The sequence below is a fragment of the Polyangium mundeleinium genome (assembly GCF_028369105.1).
Lineage (GTDB): Bacteria > Myxococcota_A > Polyangia > Polyangiales > Polyangiaceae > Polyangium > Polyangium mundeleinium.
Window position 1 is genome coordinate 6,646,287 of the sequence record NZ_JAQNDO010000001.1, and the last position, 20,686, is coordinate 6,666,972.

The window sequence follows — 20,686 nt, forward strand, 5'->3', positions numbered from 1 at the left end:
ACGAGGGGAGGGCGATGATGGACGCGGAGACCTGTTACCGAGCCCTTTGCGCGCGTGATGAGCGCTTCGATGGCATGTTTTTCGTGGCCGTACGGACGACCGGCATCTACTGCCGGCCGGTGTGCCGGGCCCGAACACCGGCGCGGGATCGATGCGTGTTTTATCGGTCCGCGGCGGAGGCCGATCGCGACGGGTTTCGCGCGTGTTTTCGCTGCCGGCCTGAGCTCTCGCCAGGTGGCGCGCCGCAGGACTCCGTGCCGCGCCTCGTCCGCGCTGCGCTCGCGCGGATCGAAAGCGGGTTTCTCGACGAGGGCTCCGTCGACGATCTCGGGCGCGCGCTCGGCGTGACCGGCAGGCACCTCCGGCGCGCGATGGAAGCCGAGCTCGGCGTGGCGCCCGTCGAGCTCGCCCAGTCGCGGCGCCTCGCGCTCGCGAAGCAGCTCTTGCAGGATTCTTCCCTGCCGCTCACCGAGATTGCGTTCGCGAGCGGGTTCGGGAGTGTGCGGCGGTTCAATGCGCTGTTTTCGGCTCGGTTCGGCAGGCCGCCGTCCGCGCTCCGGCGCGCGCTCGGGGAGGCCGAGGCCGGCGCCGCCATCACGCTGCGGATCGATTATCGGCCGCCGCTCGACTGGGATGCGCTCCTCGCGTTTCTCGCCGCGCGCGCGATTGCCGGAGTCGAGGCCGTCGAGGGCGGCGTGTATGCCCGCTCGGTGCGGCTCGGCGAGCGGACCGGATGGCTGCGGGTGATGCATCCGCCCCAGAAAAACGCGCTCCGGGTGGAGGTCGCGCCCGAGCTCGCGGGCGCGCTCGGGCCTCTGCTCGGCAGGCTGCGCGCGCTTTTTGATCTCGACGCGCATCCGCTCCTCATCGCGGAGTCGCTGAGCCGGGATCCTCTGCTCGCGCCGCTCGTCGCGCGTCATCCGGGGCTGCGTGTGCCGGGCGTGTTCGACGGATTCGAGGCGGCCGTGCGTGCCATTCTCGGGCAGCAGGTCTCCGTACGCGCGGCGACGACGCTTGGTGGGCGCATCGCGAGGCGGTTTGGAAAAGCCATGGATACGCCGATCGCCGGCGTGACGCACCTCTTCCCGCCCGCGTCCGTGCTCGCCGAGGCGCCTCTCGCCGACATCGCGCAGATGGGTTTGCCCGCGGCGCGCGCGCTCTCCATCCAGGCGCTCGCGCGTGCCGTCACGCAGGGCGAGGTCCGGTTCGAGCGCGGTGAGGATCCCGAGGCTGCCGTGGCCGCGCTCATCGCGTTGCCGGGCATCGGCGCGTGGACCGCGCAATACCTCGGCATGCGCGTCTATCGATTTCCCGACGCGTTTCCTGCCTCGGATCTCGGCGTTCGCAAAGCACTGCGCGTACCATCGACACGCGAAGCCGAGGAGCGCGCCGCGGCGTTCAGGCCGTGGCGTGCTTATGCGGTCATTCATTTGTGGCAGGGCCTTTCAGAAGGAGCATTTGAGGAATGAACTCGTTGTATGAACGCCGTATTTCGAGCCCCGTCGGCGGCCTCCACGTCGTCGCTTCGGACGAAGCGATCGTGGGCGTCTACCTGCCCGAGCACAAGGGCGCGCCTGTGATCATGGCCCACGACGGGCAAAACCATCCGCTCCTCGCCGAGGCCGCGCGCCAGCTCGCAGAGTATTTCACAGGAGGACGCGCGTTTTTCACGTTACCGCTCGATCTGCAAGGAAGCGCTTTTCAGCGTGAGGTCTGGCGCGCGCTCGTCGGGATTCCTTTTGGTGAGACGCGCTCCTACGCGGAGCTCGCGCGGGCGCTCGGCCGGCCGCAGGCGGCGCGGGCCGTCGGCGCGGCGAATGCGAAGAACCCGATCAGCATCATCGTCCCTTGCCATCGCGTCATCGCCGGCGACGGCGCGCTCACGGGGTATGCGGGCGGCGTCGCGGCCAAGCAGTGGCTCCTCTCGCACGAGCAAGAGCACCACGCGCCCCGCCACGTCATTCACTAGCTCCGATCGCAAGTCCCTGGACAGGCGCGCCCCGCATCTGCGATCCTGTCCGGGCCAATGAGCAAATTCCGAGATCCCGCGGGCCGCCCGGACGAGCCTCCGGCGCGGCCCGAGCTCGCCGAGCTCCGCGCGCGCCTCCACGCGACCACCGACGCAGGCCGGCCCGAGGCCGTCGCGCGGCGGCGCAAGACCGGGCAACGCACGGCGCGTGAGAACATCGAGGACCTCGTCGATCCGGGCAGCTTCGTCGAGTACGGGGCCCTCGCATTGGCCGCGCAGCGGCAGCGGCACTCGGTCGAGGAGCTTGTACGGGCGAGCCCCGCCGACGGGATCGTCTGCGGCGTCGGCAGCGTGAACCGCGCGCTCTTCGACGACGAGCGCGCGCGCACGATCGTGCTCGCCTACGATTACACGGTCTTCGCGGGTACGCAGGGCGGCATGGGGCACAAGAAGCTCGACCGCATGCTCGCGCTCGCGGCGCAATGGCGCGTGCCGGTCGTGCTCTTCGCCGAAGGGGGAGGGGGACGGCCCAATGACACGGACATGCCGCTCGTCGCGGGCCTCGATACGCCGAGCTTTCTCTCGTTCGCCGCGCTCTCCGGCCTCGTCCCGCGCGTGGGCATCGTCTCGGGTCGCTGCTTTGCCGGGAACGCCGCGCTGCTCGGCTGCTGCGACGTGCTCATCGCGACCGAAAATAGCTCGATCGGCATGGGCGGGCCGGCGATGATCGAGGGAGGCGGGCTCGGAAAATACACGCCCGAGGAGGTCGGGCCGATCGACGTGCAAAGCAAGAACGGCGTGGTCGACGTGCGGGCCGCCGACGAGGCCGCGGCCGTCGCCGTCGCAAAGAAGTATCTCGGTTATTTCCAGGGCCCGGTCGCCGATTTCACATGCAGCGATCAGCGCGTTTTGCGCGACGCCTTGCCGGAGCGTCGAAGGCGGGCCTACAAGATCCGGCCGATCATCGAGACGCTCGCGGACACGGGCTCCGTGCTCGAGCTCCGGCGCGACTTCGGGACGAGCCTCGTGACCGCGCTCGTGCGTATCGAGGGCCGGCCGTTCGGGCTCCTCGCGAACGATCCGTATCGCCTCGCCGGGGCGATCGACGCCGACGCATCCGACAAGGCCGCGCGGTTCATGCAGCTCTGTGATGCGTTTGGCCTGCCGCTCATCTCCCTCTGCGACACGCCCGGCTTCATGGTCGGCCCCGAGGCCGAAAAGACCGCGCTCGTGCGCCATACCTCGCGAATGTTCGTGGCGGCGGCGAGCCTACGTGTGCCGCTGTTCACGGTGGTCCTGCGCAAAGCGTACGGCCTCGGCGCGCAGGCCATGGCCGGCGGGCACCTTCATGCTCCGTTTTTCACGATCGCCTGGCCGACGGCGGAGTTCGGCGGCATGGGCGTCGAGGGGGCGGTGCGGCTCGCGATGCGCAAGCAGCTCGATGCCATCGAGAACCCCGAGGAGCGCGAGGCGACGTTTCAAGCGATGGTCGCGCACGTCTACGAGCGCGGGAAGGCCCTCAACACCGCTTCCTTCCTGGAGCTCGACGCCGTCATCGATCCGGCCGAGACACGCGCCTGGATCCTGCGCGGATTGAAATCGGTCCCGACGCCCGCGCGCCCGGAGGCGCGGCGGTTCGTCGATACCTGGTGAGCGTCTTCCTCAGCGGAACAAGGCCGCGCGCAGCGACGCCGCGCAAAACGCGACGGCCGTGTTCGCCTCGTCGAACACCTTGCCCATCGTCACGAAGCCGTGGACCTGCCGATCGAAGCAGACGTAGCTCGCCTTTGATCCCGCCGCGGTCAGGCGCTCGGCGTACGCTCGCCCCTCGTCGCGCAGCGGATCGTAGCCGGCCGTCAGCACCAGCGCGGGCGGCAAGTGTTCGTGGTTCGGGTGGAGCAGCGGCGAGGCGCGCCAGTCGAGGTCGTGCGCGGGGTCGTCGATGTAATGGTCGTGGTAATACGTGATGGAGTCCCGCGTGAGCAGATACCCCTGGCCGTTCGTCGTGTGCGACGGGGCGATCCGGCGCATGTCCGTCGCCGGGTAAATCAAGAGCTGGAACGTGATCCCGAGGTCTCCCGCGTCACGCGCGGCGAGCGCGACCACGGCGGCGAGGTTACCGCCCGCGCTATCGCCGCCGACCGCGATGCGCGTCCCGTCGATCCCGAGCGCCGCGGCATTTCGCTGCACCCAGTACGTCGCGGCCAGGCTGTCGTCGACGGCCGCGGGAAACCGGTGCTCGGGCCCGAGGCGATAATCGACCGCCACGACCGCGCAGCCGGCGCCGTTCGCGAGGGATCGGCAAAGCGTGTCGTGCGTTTCGAGGTCGCCGATCGTCCAGCCGCCGCCGTGGAAATACACGAGCACCGGCAAGGCTGTATCGATCGTCGTACCTGCGGGGCGGTACAGCCGAAGGGGGATCCGGCCGTGCGGCGCCTCCGCGTGGAGATCCCGCACCTCCGCGACCGCGGGCGGGTCGGGCTGCGTGAACGCGCGGCGCTCGCGGTACACGCGCCGCGCATCTGCCGGCGAGAGGGTATGCGCCGGCGGCAAGCCGCTCCGTTCCATGAAATCGATCAGGGCCCGGGCCTGGGGGTGCAACATAGAAGCCGGATCGCATCAATTCCGCCGCGCGGTCAAGGAGGAAACGTAATCTTGACGGCGCGGCGCGCAGGCGGTCTCCTCGTCCGTCATGGCTCGTGCCTCCTCCCCACGCCGGCGCTTGGTCTTCTTGGCCCTCGGGAGCCTCGCGGCTGGCTGTGGGCCTGCGCCCGCAAAACCCTCGCACCCCGCGACGTCCTCGCCGCGCGCTTCGAGCCTGCCGGTCGCGACCTCCGCGCCGCGCCCGCTCGTCCTTTGCCCCGGCGCCCTCGACGAAACGACATCCGATCGAGGCTGGTTTGCGCTCGGCACCTCGGCGCCGCCGTCCTCCGCCACCCCCGCGCCGAGCCCCGGCGTCATCTCTCCGGCCGCGGGCCCCGGGGCGACGCCGAGCGCCGTGTACGATGCCGAGGGGCGGCTCGTCGTCGCCTGGGCAGAAACGCCCGGCGTCCGCTTGCGCAGGCTCGAAGGAGGGCGGTTCCAGGACTTGCCGCCCATTTCGGCGGGGAATGTCGGGGGGTTTGGCGCCGTCACGCTTTCACGCGATTCGGTGGGGCGCGTGCTCGTGTCTTTCTTCGAAGACACACACGTGCGGGTCCATCGCATCGAAGGGAACGCCGTGGTGGATCTCTCGCCGAAAAAGCCGCCGCCCGCCCGGGTGTTCAGCATTCCCGGGCCGCCCCGGATCATCACCTGTCCTCTCGTGGTTCAACCCGTCGCACCGGCCCAGCTCGCCGTGGACGTCGAGGGCCGACCCCTGGTCGCGTGGGCCGAGGCGGGGATCGGGGCCATGCGCGCCGTCGTGCACCGGTGGACCGGCGCCGCGTGGGTGACGTGGTCGTCCCCCGGAATCGGGCCCGTCGATGCTTGCGCGCCCCATACGAAGAACATTACCTTGACGTCGGATCCCAAGGGGCATCCCTACATCACGTTCCGGAAGGACCGCGCCATCAGCGTCCTTGCCTGGACCGGCAGTGCCTTCACCACGGAGTCCGAAATCGTGCCCAAGCACGACGCGATCTTCATGGGGGATCCCTGGATCACGTTCGGCCCCAAAAACGTGCACTGGAAGGCGTGGAACGAGCAGGTCACCGACCAGGGCGGGCTCCGGTATCGGGTGCACGTGTGGTGGAGCGACGAAAAAGGCTCCCGGGAAGCGAAGCAACCAGCGGATCGGCCGCTCTTCGGGCAAATCCTCGCATTCGCAGGCGGGGCACGTCCGCGCATCGCCGTGCTCGATACGAGTGGACCTCGATCCGAGCTCCGGGTCGTGGCGTGGGAAAACGATATCCCCGTCGAGCTCACGGGAGGCCCAGGCGCCGCGGATTTTCCGCCCGCGCGGAGCCACGGGTCGCTCGCCGTGGCATTGCCCGAGGGGTCGGCTCCGCCTGCCGTCGTGGTTCGCGGGGGGAGCGAGATCGCGGCGCGAATCTGGTCTGCGGGGGCGTATCACGCGCCGGGCGGAGCCGCGGAGCCCGAGGACGGGCTCGGTCGAGGTGTGGCCGAGGGGGTTCCGCCGGTGCTCGCGATGCGCGGGGGCAAGGTCGCCGTGGCTTGGCTCGTGGACGGCGCGAAGCGCACGATCGTCGTGCGGCGCTGGACGGGCTGCACGTGGGAGACGGCGCCCGAGCTCCCGCTGGAGCCGGGGCGTCCGGGGTCCGGGCTCCGCCCGGCCCTCACAATCGATGTCGAGGGGCGGGTCCTTCTGGTGTTTTCCACGTCCGCCGGCGGGGCGATGGTGGTGGCGCGCTGGGACGGGCGTTCATGGGAAATCTTGCACGTGGCGCGAAAGGAGGGAGCGCCGGGCGGGCCCCACGCCGGGCAAACACTCGCGTTCGGCGTCGAAATGGATGAATCCGGGGCGCCCGTCGTGGGCTGGGCGGACCGCGCGAAGAGCAAGCTCGGCCTTTCGCGTTTCCTGGAGCAGGGGCAAGCGCTCCGGCTGATTTCCTCGGACCCCGCGCCCGTCTACATCACGCCGGCGATGACCACGGACGGCGCGGGGAGGCCCGTCGTGGGGATGCTCGACTGGAAGATTGGCGCGTTCGTCGTGTACACGAGGCGCCTCGAAGGGGATCGATTCGTGAATCTGCCGCCCTGGACCAGCCCGCCCACGCCGAGCACCGGTTTCCCCCCGGAGCGATTCGACCTCGCGGCCGGCCCTTCCGGCGAGCTCGGCCTCGCTTTCCGGTGGAACCCGGCCGAGGCGCCTTACGTGGCCCTCTTCAAAGGTTCGTCCTGGACCACCCTTCTCGCGCCGGGCGCGGCCGGGGCAGGGGACGCGCCGGGGCCCGGCGGGAGCCCGGCAATCACATTCGACGAGGCCGGCGGGCTGCACGTCGCGTATGCCGATCGCGCGTCGGGCGAGGTCCTGGTCAAACGGTTCGTCGGGGGAGCTTGGAGCGCAAGCGGAGCAGGCGCGGCGCCGGGGGATTCGGTCTCGCGGAGCGAGGGAGCGTCGGTGGATCCCGCGATCGCGGCGTCGGGCGAGGCCGTCTGCGTCGCCTGGTCGGAGCGGGAAGGGGGCGAGGGGCGCGTGCTCCTCCGGTGTCGTCGTTAGCGTCATGCGCTCCATTTCCGTGCACGGCGGCCCGACCTCGAGTTCCCGCCCGGCCGCGATCGAGCCGCTCGTCCGGATCACGCGGATCCCGATCGGCGGCCAGCCCACAGGGTACGTGCTCGATGTGCGCGGCAGATCCGTTGCCGTGACGCACGTTTGGCCCCCCGGGGCCTCGCTTCTGCTACGTTGCCACGTCACACCATGGCCCCAGCCCGAGATTGTCCTTGCTGCTCCGGTTTGCCCTACGCGCAGTGTTGTGCCCCCTATCACCGCGGCGAGCGTGAGGCGCCCGACGCCGTGACGCTGATGCGCTCGCGTTTTGCGGCGTATGCGCGGAAGGAGTCGGCGTACGTCCTGCGCACGCTCCACCCCGACCACGAGGACCGCAAGCGGCCCGAGGCCGAGGTGATCCGCGAGATCCGGGACGCGACCTCCACGCTCAAGTTCATGCGCCTCGACGTGCTCGACCACGACGGCCCCGACGAGGCCGGCTTCTGGCACGTGCTCTTTCATGCGCGGGTATTCGAAAAAGGGCAGGACCGCTCGTTCGTCGAGCTCAGCGAATTCGCGCACGACGGCGAGGGCATTCGTTATCGGAGCGGACAGCAGATCGCCGCCGCGAAGGTGGCCGATCCGAAAGGCCTCACGATCGCGGCGTTCCGCGAGACGTTTTCGACGCGATAGCTGGGGGCCGACGAACGCGCCCCGCGTCGCTTCATTCTCGGATCCGCTCGGCCATTGCGAGGTCGTCCGGTCCTCCGCGCTCGCGGAGGGCGCGAATCACGCGCGCCCTGTCCTCCGGCGAGCGGTTCTGGCTCAATTTGAACTTGGCCTCCAGGCGATCGATGGGGAGGGAGAGGCCCACGATCGCGTCGAGCAAATCCTCGCGGAAGGCGTCTTCGAGGTGTTCCATGCGCCACGGCTCGGAGGCGCCGCGCTCGTGGAAAGAGGAGAGATCGTCGAGCAGGGCCGACAAACTCGTTCGATCCATGGGAGCTTCGAGGCGGCCGTGGGCGTGCACGACCATGTAGTTCCAGGTCGGGACCTGCTCGCGCGGGTGCTCGTACCAGCGCGCCGAGACGTATCCATGCGGGCCCGAGAAGACGACGGTCGCGGGGTGACCCGCGGCGGCGAGCTTCCAGATGGGGTTTGGCCGCGCGACATGGGCGCGCAGGGTGCCGTGGGGCCCCGCGCGGCGATCGAGGAGGAAGGGCAGGTGTGCGATCTCCAGGGCGCCGTCGGCCTGGGCAACGATGAGCGCGCCGAAGGAGTAGGCCTCGATGAAGTCGTGGATCTCGGCCGGATCGGATGCTTGGAAGGCTCGGGGGAGGTACACGCGGAGCGCAGGATAACGGACGGGGCCTCTCGCCGTCGAGTTTTGGTGGGATACCGTCAATACCGCTCGGCCAGGTGCCCGCGGTCATACGGAGGCTCCCCCGGGTCGGCGAAGGTCTCCGTGGCCTCGACGATTTGCCCGCCACGCACGGCGTAAAACCCGCTTGCGTAAAACACGTCGGCCCCGTTGACGATGGTCACCCGCGCAGCCGCGCGATCCCCCACGGCGAGCACCTCCTCCACGGTGATGTGCCAGTCCCCGGGGTAGGTCCGGTTCAACGTGACGAAGGCATCCGCGCCGCGAATCCGCTCCCGCGTCTGCGGCCACGTCACGACCAGATCCTCGGCGAGCAGGCGCCGCACGGCGTCCCAGTCCCTCGCTTCCATGCCTTCCCATACCGATCGAACGACGAGCGCCGCATCCATGGTGCCCGAGGTGTTCGCGCAGTTTCGCCGCGTCGTCAATCCACAACGCCCGAGGCAGCAGAGGAGCGTGACGGCGCATTCCGCTGCGCCATTCGCAGGCCCACCGTATACAGCCGATCGCGCAGGGCTTCCGGCGTGATCACCTCGACGCCGTCGCCCAGGCCCGTGAGCTGGTCCGCGGCTACCTCCTCGCTCTCCAAGAGGAGATCCACCGTCCGAAATCCCTCGGCGTCGGGCGGCCCGGCGTCCTCGAGCATGCGGCGGACGGCGTCATGCGGGACCACACGCGGGAGGCTCCTTTGTGCGTCCGAGGAGAGGCGAACCCGGCAGCGATAGGTGAGCAAGGACCTGTCGAACGCCGCCGACGAATCGGCCCACCATGCGGCGAGATCAAAGCCGCCGGGCCGGACGAACGTCTCGGCCCGGATGCCGGCCCGGTGGATTCGGCTGATCCGGTAGGTCTTGATGTCCTGCCGATGTCGCGCAATCAGGTACCACGTGCCCGCCTTGAGCACGAGCCCGAGCGGATCGACGCGACGGCGGTTCGACCGTTCGCCATAAGAGAGGTCGAGCCGGCGACCGTCCCACACCGCCTCGGCGACGACGGGCAGCGCCACGAGCTGCTCGGGGCGCGTGAACCACCCGGGCGCGTCGAGCAGGAATCGCTCCCGGATCCGGCTGGCGCGGCCTCGCAGCTCGGCCGGCAGGGTGGCGTCGACCTTGACGCGGGCCGTCACCGCGACCGTGGCCAGGCCGAGGTCGGCGACCGCCTGCGGCGCGCCCGAGAGGAAGAGGGCGCTCGCCTCCTCGGCGGTCAGGCCATCGAGGCGCGTACGCCATCCCTCGACGAGGCGGATCCCGCCGCCCGGCCCCGACTCGGTCCAGAGCGGGACCCCGGCCGCCATCAGCGACGCGATGTCCCGGTAGAGCGTGCGGACGGAGACCGAGAGCTCATCCGCGAGCTCCGCGGCGGTGGCGTGTCGGCGTTGCTGGAGGACGAGGAGGAGCGCGAGGAGCCGGCTGGATCGCACGCGCGCATCATGCCAGAAAAACACTGACAGGAGATGTCAGGGATCCTTCGGCATACTCCGTCCATGACCAAGACCCAATACTACGTAGCGGCCAGCATCGACGGGTACATCGCGGACGCCGAGGGTCATCTCGGATGGCTCCTTCAATTCAACGGCGTTGAAGGCGTGGACGCGCACTACAAGGCCTTCCTCGCGGGCGTGGGGGCGCTGGCCATGGGCGCGGCGACCTACGAGTTCCTCCTCGCCGAGAGCCGCGAGGCCTGGCCCTACGCCGACCTGCCGACCTGGGTGTTCACCCATCGCGACCTACCGGCCATCGCGGGAGGGGACATCCACTTCACCACCGAGGACGTCAGCGTCGTGCACGAGCAGATGGTGCGCGCAGCCGGAGGGAAACACATCTGGCTCGTCGGCGGCGGCAACCTCGTCGCCCAGTTCGCAAAACGCGGACATCTGAACGAGATCCTGCTCGGCGTCGTTCCGGTCGTGCTCGGCAGCGGGGCGCCGCTCCTGCCCGCCTCGATTCCGGGCCCGCTCGAGCTCCAGGGCATCACCCGCTTCGGCCGTGGATTGGTCGAGCTGCGGTACGAGGTCCCGGCGCAGTCTCAAGGGCAATAAATATCCATCCAGTTGCAGTAGAGCGCGGTGAAGCTCCCGGAGACGTCCCAGCCGGGGCCTTGGACGCTGATCGTCCCCTCGGTCCGAGGGGAGTCCATGCCTTCCTCCACAGGCCCGTCGGGCATCGGGTCCGCGCGGGTGATATCCAGCCATCCCGTCGCCGAGGCGAACGCACCGTCGACCTCGACCTCGACGTTGGCCTCCGCTGCGCCGAGGAGTCCCGTCATCGGAAGAAACATGGTCCGACCGAACGCGAGCGACGGCGACGACGGCTTGGTCCCGAACGAGGGATCAAACGAAGATGCCGCGCTCAGCACGACATGGATCCCCCCACACTCCGCGTTCAAGGTACCCATCCAGCCGTACGGGAGGTCGATGGCGCCGAGCGGCGTCGTGCCCGTGACCGCCGCCGTCACGACTCCGTCCATCGGGCAAAGTTGAAACGGCCCCCCTTCGATCGTGCCTGCGCCTCCCGCAGCGTCCTCCACGCCGGCATCGACGAGCGGCGCGCCGCCTCCCCCGCCCGATCCTGAAGCCCCCGCGTCGGTCTCGGCCTCGACGACCGCGCGTCCTGCGCAGCCAACAACGAAGAGCGCTGCGACGACGGCGGCAAACACGACGTGGCTTTGCAATGCGACCTCCTCGGCGCGCGGCGCCGAGACCCATCTCTATCACGCGTGGTCCGGATGGCTCGGCCGTTCTTGCTGAAACGGCTCCGCCGGCAGACTCCGCTGAAATTGGACGACGTGACGCGCTCGGGTAGAGTGCGTCGCGGATGACCCCTGCCACGCGACAGCGCCTCGCGACCATCCTCGAGCGTGAGCTCGACGCCGTCTCGGTCCAGATCGTCCCGAGCGACGCCGATCCCAGCGCGGACGGGGACGGGACCACGTTGCGCTGGGACCTCGGCCGGGGGCGCCAGCTCGTCGTCACGTTCGCCGCGCCTCTCGTGGACCGCGCCGACAAGGAGGCGCGCCTCGCGACCCTCATCGAGTCGTTCGCCGACCTCTTCGGCGAGGTCGCCGCCGAGGTCCCGCGCCCGCGCCCCGAGCCGGCCGAAGCGCTGCGGGCCGAGCTCTCCGCGCTCGCGGGCCGCACGGGCGCGCTCGGGGCCCTCGTCATCGACGCCACCTCGCCCGTCGTCTGGGGCGCCTCCGAGGCCCCCACGGGCACGGACGACCCCGAGGCCGAGGCCCGCGTCGCCGAGACCTTCGCCCGCGCCCACGCGGCGGGCATCTCCTGGGTCGCGCTCGTGCGCAGGCCGGGCAGCCTCACGATCCCGCCGCCGGGCGAGCGCAAGGAGCCCGAGGAGCCCTCTGCCCGCCGCTTCCGCCTGGTCCCGCCGGTGGACGAGCTCGCGCCGCTCTCGGCCGAGGATCGCGAGGCGATCGGGCGCCGGGTCCAGCTCGCCCGCGCGGCCATCACGCGCGTTCGAAAAAACCCCACGATGGCCGAGCTGCACCGGGGCGAGCACCTGCACGAGGGCGTGCTGGAGGAGGGGCTCGGCTACCTCGCGCGCTCGTTCGCCACGATCTACGTCCTCGTCCTTGTTTACCCGGGCCCGTTCGACGAGCTCGGCGCCGAGCGCGCCGTCACGCGGGTGCTCCCGGCCATCGAGCGCCTCGTCGTGGCCTTGCCGCCGGACGACGCGCCGACCCACGGCAAAGGCGCCGTCGTGGCGCTGCGGCGACGGCGCAAATAGAGCCGACTACAGCGGGTGGGATCCCACGAGCGCGGCCACCTGGGCCGGCGGCTTGCCCCCGGTGACGCTCACCTCGGCCTTGCCGTCGCCGAGCTTCACGTCGAGCGCCCAGCCTTCCTTGATTGGCAACCCCTTCGTCATGAGCTTGCGCGTCTCGGCGTCGGGCGTGAAGCCTTCGAGCTGCATGCGGTCGCGGATGTACGTCCGCTCCACGGGCACCGTGAGCGGGCATTTCCATTCCGTCGTTTTTCCCTGGGGCGGCACGCACAGGGTCACGGTCCGGACCGTCTCCTCCTCGTATTCGTCGATCCCCATGTCCGAGTCGTGTCGATCGCGCCGCGCCTCGAACCAGAGCACCGTCGTCTTGCCGGCCGTCTTTTCGGTCACGGTGGGGATCGTGAGCTCCTCGTAAATGCCGAACGCGCCCGGGTTGTGCGTCGATCCGATCTTCCCGACCGGCACAAACCCCTTCTCGCCCTTGGCGACGAGGATCCAGTCCGTCTGAAAGACGCCCGTCTGCGCCTCCAGCAACGTGAGCTCGGGCCGGGGCAGCTTGGGCTCTTTCACCGGCTCGCACGGCCGCGGCACCTCCGGATCCCCCGGCTCCGGCTTCGTGAGGCAGGCGCAGACGTCGGCGATCTTGACCGCCGCGGTCTGGCAGGGCAGGGGCTCGGCCGCCGGCGCCGCGGGCGCCTTCTCTTGCTTCGAGAGCTCCGCGATCCGCTTCTCCACCGTCTCGTTCGGCCGGAGCGCGACCGATTTCCGGTAATGGTCGAGCGCGGCCTTCGGATCTTTGCGCTCCTCGGCGATACGGCCGAGGTTGTAATGCGCCATCGCCTGGAGCTTCGGGCTCGTCGTGCGGCGGAGGGCCTCCTCGTTCGATTGCTTGGCTCGATCGAGCTCGCCGGCCTTGAACGCCGCCCAGCCGAGCTCCGTCAACGCGGGCGCGTCGCCCGGCACCACGGCGAGCGCCTTCTCGAACTCCTTGATCGCCTCCGGCCATTGCGACTTCCCGCCGAGGAGCCGCCCCTCCGCGAGGTGCTTTCGGTACGCGCGCATCTTCTCGGGGCTCGGCGCCTCGCGGGTCTTCGGGCGCTTCGGCCGGGGAAGGTCCGCGCCGAGGGCCGCGCCCGTCGGGGCCGCCGAAGCCGACGCCGTGGGCGCCGGGGCCTGCGGCGTGGCCGAAAGCGCGGGCGGCGGGGACACGCCTCCGTCCTGGCAAGCCACGAGGGAGGCGAGGGCGGCGAGGGGAATCGAAGCACGAATCGAGAGCATCGCCGGCTCAAAAAACACGAGGCCGCGCGTCCCGTCAAGGCTCGGCGTACACTGCGCGGCAGGACCCCTCGCCCCGGAGGCCGCATGGCTCCCCGAATCCAGCACGCTTGCACGATCCTCCCGCTCCTCGCGACGCTCTTCGCCGCGCCACGCGCCCACGCCGCGCCCACGCCCGAGGCGTCCACCTTCCTCGACGGAGACGAAGCCGTCACGGCCGAGCGCCTCGGCGCGGCGGCCCTCGATCCCCGCGGCCGGAGCCTCAAGCCCGTCCGCCTTCGGTACGGATCGCGATCGTTCTTGGCCTCGATCGATCACACCGCCGTCGTCCGCCTCGATCCGGGCGGCGAAGAAGCCCTCGCGCGCCGAGGTTATCGCCTCGTCGAGCCGCTCATGCCCTCGATCGGCCTCTGGCTCGTGGAGGACACGGCCGGCGCGGACGGCCTCTCCATCGCCGCCCACCTCGCGCGCACCGACGCCCGCACCGAAGGCGTGCGCGACGCCGTGCCGAACCTCTACGTCCACATGGAGCGCCGCGGCGAACCTTTTACCCCCAACGACCCTCGTTTCTCCGGACAATGGTATTTCGGCGACGACAGCATGCGCATGTCCGAGGCCTGGGGCATCACGCAGGGCGATGCGGGGACCACGGTCGTGGTCATCGACAGCGGCTGCGATCTCACGCACCCCGATCTCCAGGGCAAGCTCGATCCGGGCATCGACGTGGTCGACGGCGACGACGACGCGAGTTACGACCCGGCGTTCTCGGGCGCCGAGCATGGCACGGCGTGCGCTGGGATCATCGGCGCGGCCACGAACAACGGCGTCGGGATCGCGGGCGCCTGCCCTGAATGCCGCCTGCGGTGCGTCCGCATGCTCGCCGACGAGGCCACGCCGCTCTCCGCGCCCATCAAGGCCTTCGATTTCGCGCTGCAAACGGGCGCGGCCGTCGTTTCGAATAGCTGGGGGTACGTCGAGGCCATGCCCGTCCCGGCGACGCTGCGCGACGCGATCAACAACGTCTTCGACAACGGCCGCGGCGGCAAGGGCGCGGTCGTGGTCTTCGCGGCCGGCAACGACAACCGCGAGCTCGGCGACGACGAGCTCAACGCCGTGCGCGGCGTGCTGACGATCGGCGCGATCAACCAGTTCGACGACAAGACCTTCTTCACGAACTTCGGCGCCTCGCTCGACCTCGTCGCGCCCATCGGCACGCTCACGACCGACATCGTGGGGCCCGGCGGGCTCGATCCGACCGATTACACGCTCAACTTCGGCGGCACCTCCTCGGCGTGCCCCGTGGCCGCCGGCGTGGCCGCGCTCGTCGCGAGCGTCGCGCCGGAGCTGCGCTCGGCCGAGATCGTGGACTTGCTCGTCGAGACCGCGAGGCCCGCGCCCTACGCGACGCCGGACGCGGCGGGGCATGACGTGGTGTTCGGTCACGGCATCGTGGACCCGGTCGCCGCGCTGACGGCGGCGCGGGGGGACGTGGAGCCGCCGGTGAAGACGCCGGATCCGCCCGTCGAAGAGGACGCGGGCTGCGCCTGCCGGGCGGGCCGTACGGGCGGAGAAACGTGGATGGCGGGGGCGTTTTACGGGGCCTTGCTCGCGGGCCTGTCGTTGCGACGGCGCGCGCGGCGGTGACCGAGGAGCACGAGGGCCCCGAGCGCCGCGAGGCCGGGGCCCGTGGGGGCGGGAGAGAACGCGCAGCCGCAATCGCCGGGGTCGTCCGGGTCGCCAAGGTCGCCGCCGCCGCTGCCGCTCCCGCCTGCGCCGCCGCTCCCACCTCCGCCGCCGCTCCCGCTGCCGGGGCTCTCGACGGCGGTTTTGCAGGCCTCGACCTCGTCGGGGGACCCGATGCAAAGGGTGGGCTTGCGGGAGTTGCCCGCCTGGGCGGTGTTCACGACGACGACGACGAGATCCTCGGCGCCCGACGTATCGATCGGATCGACGCCCGCGCGTACATCGAGCGCGCGGACGACGGGGCCGACCGTGGTGCCCGTGCGGGTCGTGACGAGGAGCGCGAGATCGTCGACCTGCTCCGCGGCGTCCTCCGGCGTGGCGAGCGCGGCCGTCATCTGCCCGCGCGCGCCCGTCCCGACCCGGTAGTACTGGGAGGATGCGTAAAACACCCGCAGCACGTCCGTGTACGGCGCGCCGACGCTCTCCATGTTGACGGGCGCATACTTGGCGCCGTTCGTATACCCGCGCGTCGGATCGGCGCTCTGGGCCGTGAAGAGGTTCCACGTGGCGAACTCGACGAACGCCTCGGGGAAGGACGCGCCGGCCGCCGCGGCGAGCGTCGGGTCGAGCACGGCGAGCCATTCCGGATCGGCCACGCCGTCCGCCCCGTCCTCGGTCTTTTCGAGCAGCGTGCGGATCGTGCCGTCGCCATAACGCTCCTCCAGGAACTGGAAGAAGATCGCGCTGCCATAGCTGAACGGATCCACGGGCCCGGGCAGGGGCACGTCGAGCGAGCGGTCGACGTTGTCGAGGTAGCCGTCGATGAACGCCTCGAAATCGGGGAGCGTGGGATCAAACGACTCGGTGGCCCACACCGCGGTCCCCTCGTTGAAGACGCTCCCCTGGCCGTGATCATAGGCGGCCTGGACGGCATGAAAAAACTCGTGGCTGCCAAGGATGCGGTTCGCGACGAGCGTCGACGGGTAGCTGTACCCCTTGTAATCGTTCTCCTGGACCATGTAGCCGGTGCATTGATCCGGCTTGTCCGGCCCGCACGTGTCGGTCTGGTAGGTGCCGTCGCCTATCCCTGCGAAATCGACGAGGTAGACGTCGAACCGGCCATCGCCCCCGTTGTCCGGCAGCCCCTCGTCGCTGCGCGGCGGCCGGAACCCCATCCCCTCGTAATGGCCGAGCACCTCGTCGTAGACCGACGCCACCTGCTCCACAAAATCGGGCGCGCCCGAGCCGTCCGCGTCCGAAAGCGGCACCGCGTGCGGGCCCGCGAGCGTGAAATGGACGAGGAACTTCCCCCCGGGCGAGCCGAACGTCTCCACGACGTCCCCCGGCTCGAAATTGAACTGGAGCCCATTGCCCGGCGTATCCGGCCGGTCGAGGGGCACGAGCGCCGGCGCATCCCCGCCGAGCCCCCCCAGCCCCGCGCCCTCCGGCCCACACGCGGCGAGCATAGAGAGCGCGGCCATCCCGACGAGGCGAGCCGCCCTCACGGCAGGAACGCCCAGCGGATGCGGTAGTTCGCAGAGCCGGTGTTCATCATCGGAATCGAGTCCGTCGTGTTGCACTGCTCCTGCACGGACGGCTCGTACCACGTGTCCACGATGAGCTTCACCGCTCGACCGTCGGCGAGGCGAATCGCATAGACGGTCCCGGTCATCTTCACGCACGAGGTGTACGTCCAGAAGCCCGAGAGCGCAGTCGCCGGCGACCCGGGCAACCCCGAGCCATCCGGGATCAATTCGCAAGCCTCGGAGAAGTATTCGTCCTTGCGGAACGGGAGATCGGGCGCCGCCGAGACCTCCTCGTACTTCGTGTCGACCTTCGTGCGCGTGGCCGTGACGCAGGAGGGGCCGGAGTTTCCGCTGTTGATCCGCACGACGTAGCGCCGGAACGCGATGTCCCAGTCCATCGACGCGATCGAATCCTCGTCGGAGATCTCGACCTTCTGGAGGCCGGTCTCGGTGAACTTTCCATACACATACGAGTCCGGATCCGAGACGAACGCGCCGCCTGCGGTCGCGTCGACCCCGGTGCGGAAGCCGCTGCCGTCCGGCTCGTTCGTGATGAGGCCGGGGGCAATGTCATTCTGGAGGTTCATCCCCTGAATGACCTGATCTTCACAAGGAACCTCGTTCGGCTCGCTGCAACCGGCCGGCTCGCCGCCGCCACCGCCGCCGCCACCACCGCCGCCCGCGCCGCCGGCCCCGCCGCTGCCGCCGGAGGCGCCAGCGCCCGAGGGATCCGCCGGATCCGAACTACAGGCGGGAACGAACACAAGGAGAGAGCCGAGGAGAGAGATAGGGAGAAAGAAACGCATGGGCGCGATGCTACCACGAGTTCCGTCCACATGGCGCGCTCTGGTAGGATGCCCCCCATGAACCGCACGAGTTGGGAGGTCGCCGGTCACGGCGCTGCGTTCGTCGCCCGCCGGGCGGTGGCCTGCGACAAGAAAACCCCGTCGCGCCCCGCCACGCACGAGTACGCCGTCCTGTCGTTTTACGTGGGCGGCTCGGCGATCGTCGAGCAACGCGGGCGCCACACGCTCAGCGCTGGGGACGTGCTCGTCGTACCCGCGGGCGAGCCCCACCGCATGCACACCACGGAGGGCGCGGAGTTCTGGGGCCTCGGCCTCTGCATCCCATGCCTCCCTTCACGCGAACTCGGGCCCCTCCTCGCGCCCTTCGAGCGCGTACGGAGCGGCGCGTCCGCCGTCGTGAGCGTCCCTTCCGCCCGACACGAGCACCTCCTCGGGCTCTTCCGCGAACTCGGAAAGGAGACGAGCGCCCCCCAAAGCCCCACAGACAAGCTCGTCGTCCAGAGCCTCGTCGCCCTGATCCTGGCCGAGGTGCTGCGCGCGCAGCCCTTCCCCGCGCCGGACATCTCAGCCGCAGGCTCGCCGCTCGTCGCCGATGCGCTCGATTACATCGAAAAGCATTGCATGGAGCCGATCTCGCTCGCCGACGTCGCCGCAGCCGTGCGGCGCTCCCCCGCGCACGTGACAACGGCGCTCCGGCAAGCGACCGGAAAGACGGCCGGCGCGTGGATCATGGCCGGTCGCATCGCAGAGGCAGCACGGCTGCTCGTCACATCGGACGAGCGAATCGACATCGTCGCCGAGCGTGTCGGGTATGCAGACCCGACCCATTTCATCCGCATCTTCCGCCGCGCACGCGGCATGACACCCGCAGCCTTCCGGGCAGCGCACCGCCGCGGCGTCCTGGAGGCGCCGAGGTGATGCCGCCGCGCCGGGGCGCTGCCCCGGACCCCGCGGGGGCTGTTCGCCCCTCGACCCGAACCAGGCACGGCCTGGACCGAAGGTGGAAGAACTGCGCGGTGCGCAGTTCTTCCAACGGGCCGGTGGCAAGACCACGGAGGTGGGTTCCAAGCTGGCGACGAGCACGCTGCCCGTTGAATCTGCAGCGCTGCGGCCTTGGTGGGCAGGGTCGTCGCCAGTCTTGACCCTGGCTGTTCGATGAACTGCGCGGAGCGCAGTTCATCGACCCCGCGTCCAGCGCTTGCGCTGGTCCGGGTCCAGGGGTGGACAACCCCTGGTCGGGCCCGGGGTGAAACCCCGGCGAAACGCCTTCAAGCTCCCTTGGCGCTCGCCGCTCGACCGTCCGTCCGCCGCCTGCCGCCCCGCATGCATGCCTGGATGGCCTCGCGCAGGTTCCGGAGTGTCGTCACGCCCTCGAACCCGCCCCCGAAACACGAGATGAACGTCTGCGCCAGGCCTGGCCGGATGCCTGTGACGAAGCCTTCGGCGCCGAGGAGCCGGATGGCTCGGAGGATCCGCGAGAGCCGCTCGGCGGTCCCCTCGTCCACGGCTTCCACGCCGGTCAGGTCGAGGATCACGAACCGCGCTGCGTTTGCCACGACGGCTTCGAGCAGCCGCTCCGTCATGTCGTCTGCGCGCGCCTGATCGAGCTCGCCCATGACTGGCAGCGCGAGCACGTCGTCCCACACCTGGATGATCGGCACCGAGAGCGCGTGAATCTCTGACCGCTGCTTCTCGATGATCGCGAGCTGCTCCTCGAGCTCGATCTCGCGACGCTTGTAGTCGTCGATGTCCTGAAAGGCGCCGATGACCCGCGTCACCTTGCCGTTCTCCATGATCGCCGTGCCTGAGGTGCGCACCCAGATCCGACGGCCCTTCGCCGTGTCGATCTGCAATTGTAGATCGTAAGGCTTGCCCTCGCGGGCGCATGCCTCGAAGGCTGCCCCGATGATCGGCTGATGCTCCGGCGTGTAGAACGACACGTCGACGTTTGGATCGAACCCGACGGGCAGCTCGTGGATCCGGTACGTCTCCTCGGTCCAGTACTGGGTCGACGTCGCGAGATCGACGTCCCAGGCTCCGACCCTCCCCGTCATTTGCATCTTCTGGAGCAGATCCCGCCGCCGCTTCCATTCGTCCACGGGGCCCTGCGCCTCGACCTCGATCCCGGTCGCGTACACCTTCCCGCCGAGGCGGCGCAGCGAAAACACGATCGTCCGGTGGCTCAGGTCCCGGTGCACGAACCTCGCATTGAGCTTGAGCTCCGCTTCGCCCGCGCTCGAACGCAGGAACGTGTGCAGCGGCGCGACGTCCTCGGGGACCACGAGCCGGGCGAAGTCCTCGGCCACGAGCGACGACTCGGTATACCCGAGTGTGGTCCGAAATGCCTCGTTCGTGCGGATCATGCGCCCATCGGCGCGGAGCACGCAAAGCAGGTCCCGGGACGTCTGAAAGAAGAATTCGTACTGGAGGTCGTGCTCGTCAGGAGAAAGAGACATGCAAGGGAACCCTCGTCAATGCGTGTCGTGGCCTGCGGTCTCGCAACGACCCGCCCCCCCCGGGGGGCCTTCCTTCGTCAGGGCGATTCGATGCGCAGGAACGTCTGGAGGTGCAGCGTGCGCTTGGCGATCCTCCAGCCCTGCGGCGTGCGAACGACGATATCGTCGTACCACCCGTGTGCGACTTCGACGGAGCTGTTCGCCTCGAGGACGTGCGTCGCCTGGAGGTACGTCTTCATCGTCCCCGTATTGCCTTGCACGTTGATGACGACGTTGCCGTTCAGGTGCTGCGTCGAGACGTAGCCCGCCGTGTCGAACTCGTTCTTCGCGACGTCCGCCCACGCGGAGGGACCGGAGATCAGGCTGGGGGGGCCGTTCGGGTCGTCACCGGGGTAATATGCCGCGACGATGGCATTCGACGTGAAGCATTGCTGGTAACGGCTCCGACCACCCTCGAGATCGCCGCGCCCGATGGTGTCGGTCGCCTCGGCATAACAATAGGTCAGCTTCTCGATCTCCGCCTCGTCGACGAGGCGCTGCAGCGCGGCGGGCACCCCGCCCTGGGGAAGTCCACCGCCGTGATGTCCACCTTCGGCCGGCTTCGCAGCGCCGAAGGCGCTCGCCGCGATGGCCCCCGCGCATACCGCGGCGCCCGTGCGACCCCAAGAAGCCCGTGAACTCGATCGGCTGTTCTGCTTCAT

Annotated in this window: 19 protein-coding genes; 9 read left to right on the forward strand and 10 right to left on the reverse strand. The window is 69.8% G+C overall.

The annotated features are described in order from the left end of the window. Positions 1-14: 14 nt before the first annotated feature. From POL67_RS26310 to POL67_RS26320, 3 genes are read left to right on the forward strand one after another with little or no spacing between them, the layout of a single operon-like run. Positions 15-1,469: a DNA-3-methyladenine glycosylase 2 gene (locus POL67_RS26310; RefSeq protein ID WP_271921844.1), complete on the forward strand. Its 1,455-nt coding sequence runs from the start codon at positions 15-17 to the stop codon at positions 1,467-1,469. Continuing rightward, positions 1,466-1,969, forward strand: coding sequence for a methylated-DNA--[protein]-cysteine S-methyltransferase (locus POL67_RS26315; RefSeq protein ID WP_271921846.1), 504 nt, complete (start codon positions 1,466-1,468; stop codon positions 1,967-1,969). Before POL67_RS26310 ends, POL67_RS26315 begins: the two co-directional genes overlap by 4 nt. A 57-nt stretch (positions 1,970-2,026) precedes the next feature. Then, positions 2,027-3,622: an acyl-CoA carboxylase subunit beta gene (locus POL67_RS26320; protein ID WP_271921848.1), complete on the forward strand. Its 1,596-nt coding sequence runs from the start codon at positions 2,027-2,029 to the stop codon at positions 3,620-3,622. A 9-nt stretch (positions 3,623-3,631) separates the two neighbouring features. On the opposite strand, the gene lipP1 is transcribed toward POL67_RS26320, so the two are convergent. Beyond that, positions 3,632-4,573, reverse strand: coding sequence for a LipP1 family hormone-sensitive lipase (gene lipP1 / locus POL67_RS26325; protein WP_373372371.1), 942 nt, complete (start codon positions 4,571-4,573; stop codon positions 3,632-3,634). A 127-nt stretch (positions 4,574-4,700) separates the two neighbouring features. Between lipP1 and POL67_RS26330 the strand changes: the two genes are divergently transcribed. Both POL67_RS26330 and POL67_RS26335 read left to right on the forward strand, forming a co-directional pair. Beyond that, a complete protein-coding gene (locus tag POL67_RS26330) occupies positions 4,701-7,130 on the forward strand; it encodes a hypothetical protein (RefSeq protein WP_271921852.1) in 2,430 nt (809 codons plus the stop codon). Positions 7,131-7,331: 201 nt separating this feature from the next. Continuing rightward, on the forward strand, positions 7,332-7,814 hold the full coding sequence (locus POL67_RS26335; RefSeq protein ID WP_271921854.1) for a YchJ family protein: 483 nt from the start codon (positions 7,332-7,334) through the stop codon (positions 7,812-7,814). A 31-nt stretch (positions 7,815-7,845) separates the two neighbouring features. Here the strand turns inward: POL67_RS26335 and POL67_RS26340 are convergent, their stop codons facing one another. Genes POL67_RS26340 through POL67_RS26350 form a run of 3 tightly spaced genes read right to left on the reverse strand, consistent with a single transcriptional unit; the run spans position 7,846 to position 9,922 of the window. Beyond that, positions 7,846-8,466, reverse strand: a complete 621-nt coding sequence (locus POL67_RS26340; RefSeq protein WP_271921856.1) for an FMN-binding negative transcriptional regulator — start codon at positions 8,464-8,466, stop codon at positions 7,846-7,848. 56 nt (positions 8,467-8,522) lie between these two features. Next, on the reverse strand, positions 8,523-8,891 hold the full coding sequence (locus POL67_RS26345; RefSeq protein ID WP_271921858.1) for a nuclear transport factor 2 family protein: 369 nt from the start codon (positions 8,889-8,891) through the stop codon (positions 8,523-8,525). Positions 8,892-8,926: 35 nt separating this feature from the next. Further along, complete coding sequence (locus POL67_RS26350) at positions 8,927-9,922, reverse strand: helix-turn-helix transcriptional regulator (protein WP_271921860.1); 996 nt, start codon at positions 9,920-9,922, stop codon at positions 8,927-8,929. Between the two features lie 63 nt (positions 9,923-9,985). On the opposite strand from POL67_RS26350, the gene POL67_RS26355 reads away from it, so the two are divergent. Beyond that, a complete protein-coding gene (locus POL67_RS26355; RefSeq protein ID WP_271921862.1) occupies positions 9,986-10,540 on the forward strand; it encodes a dihydrofolate reductase family protein in 555 nt (184 codons plus the stop codon). On the opposite strand, the gene POL67_RS26360 is transcribed toward POL67_RS26355, so the two are convergent. Next, a complete protein-coding gene (locus POL67_RS26360; protein ID WP_271921864.1) occupies positions 10,528-11,172 on the reverse strand; it encodes a hypothetical protein in 645 nt (214 codons plus the stop codon). The genes POL67_RS26355 and POL67_RS26360 overlap by 13 nt on opposite strands. Before the next feature lie 143 nt (positions 11,173-11,315). On the opposite strand from POL67_RS26360, the gene POL67_RS26365 reads away from it, so the two are divergent. Next, entirely contained in the window at positions 11,316-12,242 is a 927-nt protein-coding gene (locus POL67_RS26365; RefSeq protein ID WP_271921866.1) for a hypothetical protein, read from the forward strand. Positions 12,243-12,248: 6 nt separating this feature from the next. On the opposite strand, the gene POL67_RS26370 is transcribed toward POL67_RS26365, so the two are convergent. Further along, positions 12,249-13,517: a tetratricopeptide repeat protein gene (locus POL67_RS26370; RefSeq protein ID WP_271921868.1), complete on the reverse strand. Its 1,269-nt coding sequence runs from the start codon at positions 13,515-13,517 to the stop codon at positions 12,249-12,251. Between the two features lie 84 nt (positions 13,518-13,601). On the opposite strand from POL67_RS26370, the gene POL67_RS26375 reads away from it, so the two are divergent. Beyond that, positions 13,602-15,158 carry a S8 family serine peptidase gene (locus POL67_RS26375; RefSeq protein ID WP_271921870.1) on the forward strand — a complete coding sequence of 519 codons (1,557 nt, stop codon included), beginning with the start codon at positions 13,602-13,604 and terminating at the stop codon, positions 15,156-15,158. Here POL67_RS26375 and POL67_RS26380 read toward each other — a convergent pair. Both POL67_RS26380 and POL67_RS26385 read right to left on the reverse strand, forming a co-directional pair. Next, entirely contained in the window at positions 15,107-16,678 is a 1,572-nt protein-coding gene (locus tag POL67_RS26380; RefSeq protein WP_271921872.1) for an MXAN_6640 family putative metalloprotease, read from the reverse strand. The genes POL67_RS26375 and POL67_RS26380 overlap by 52 nt on opposite strands. A gap of 20 nt (positions 16,679-16,698) precedes the next feature. Further along, complete coding sequence (locus POL67_RS26385; protein WP_271921874.1) at positions 16,699-17,529, reverse strand: HmuY family protein; 831 nt, start codon at positions 17,527-17,529, stop codon at positions 16,699-16,701. Between the two features lie 57 nt (positions 17,530-17,586). On the opposite strand from POL67_RS26385, the gene POL67_RS26390 reads away from it, so the two are divergent. Beyond that, positions 17,587-18,447 (forward strand): AraC family transcriptional regulator, encoded by an 861-nt coding sequence (locus tag POL67_RS26390; RefSeq protein ID WP_271921876.1) that lies wholly within the window; start codon positions 17,587-17,589, stop codon positions 18,445-18,447. A gap of 350 nt (positions 18,448-18,797) precedes the next feature. On the opposite strand, the gene POL67_RS26395 is transcribed toward POL67_RS26390, so the two are convergent. Then, positions 18,798-19,985, reverse strand: a complete 1,188-nt coding sequence (locus POL67_RS26395) for a PAS domain-containing protein (RefSeq protein ID WP_271921878.1) — start codon at positions 19,983-19,985, stop codon at positions 18,798-18,800. 77 nt (positions 19,986-20,062) lie between these two features. Then, the gene (locus tag POL67_RS26400; protein WP_271921880.1) at positions 20,063-20,686 is read right to left on the reverse strand and encodes a nuclear transport factor 2 family protein; all 624 of its coding nucleotides are present in this window, start codon (positions 20,684-20,686) and stop codon (positions 20,063-20,065) included.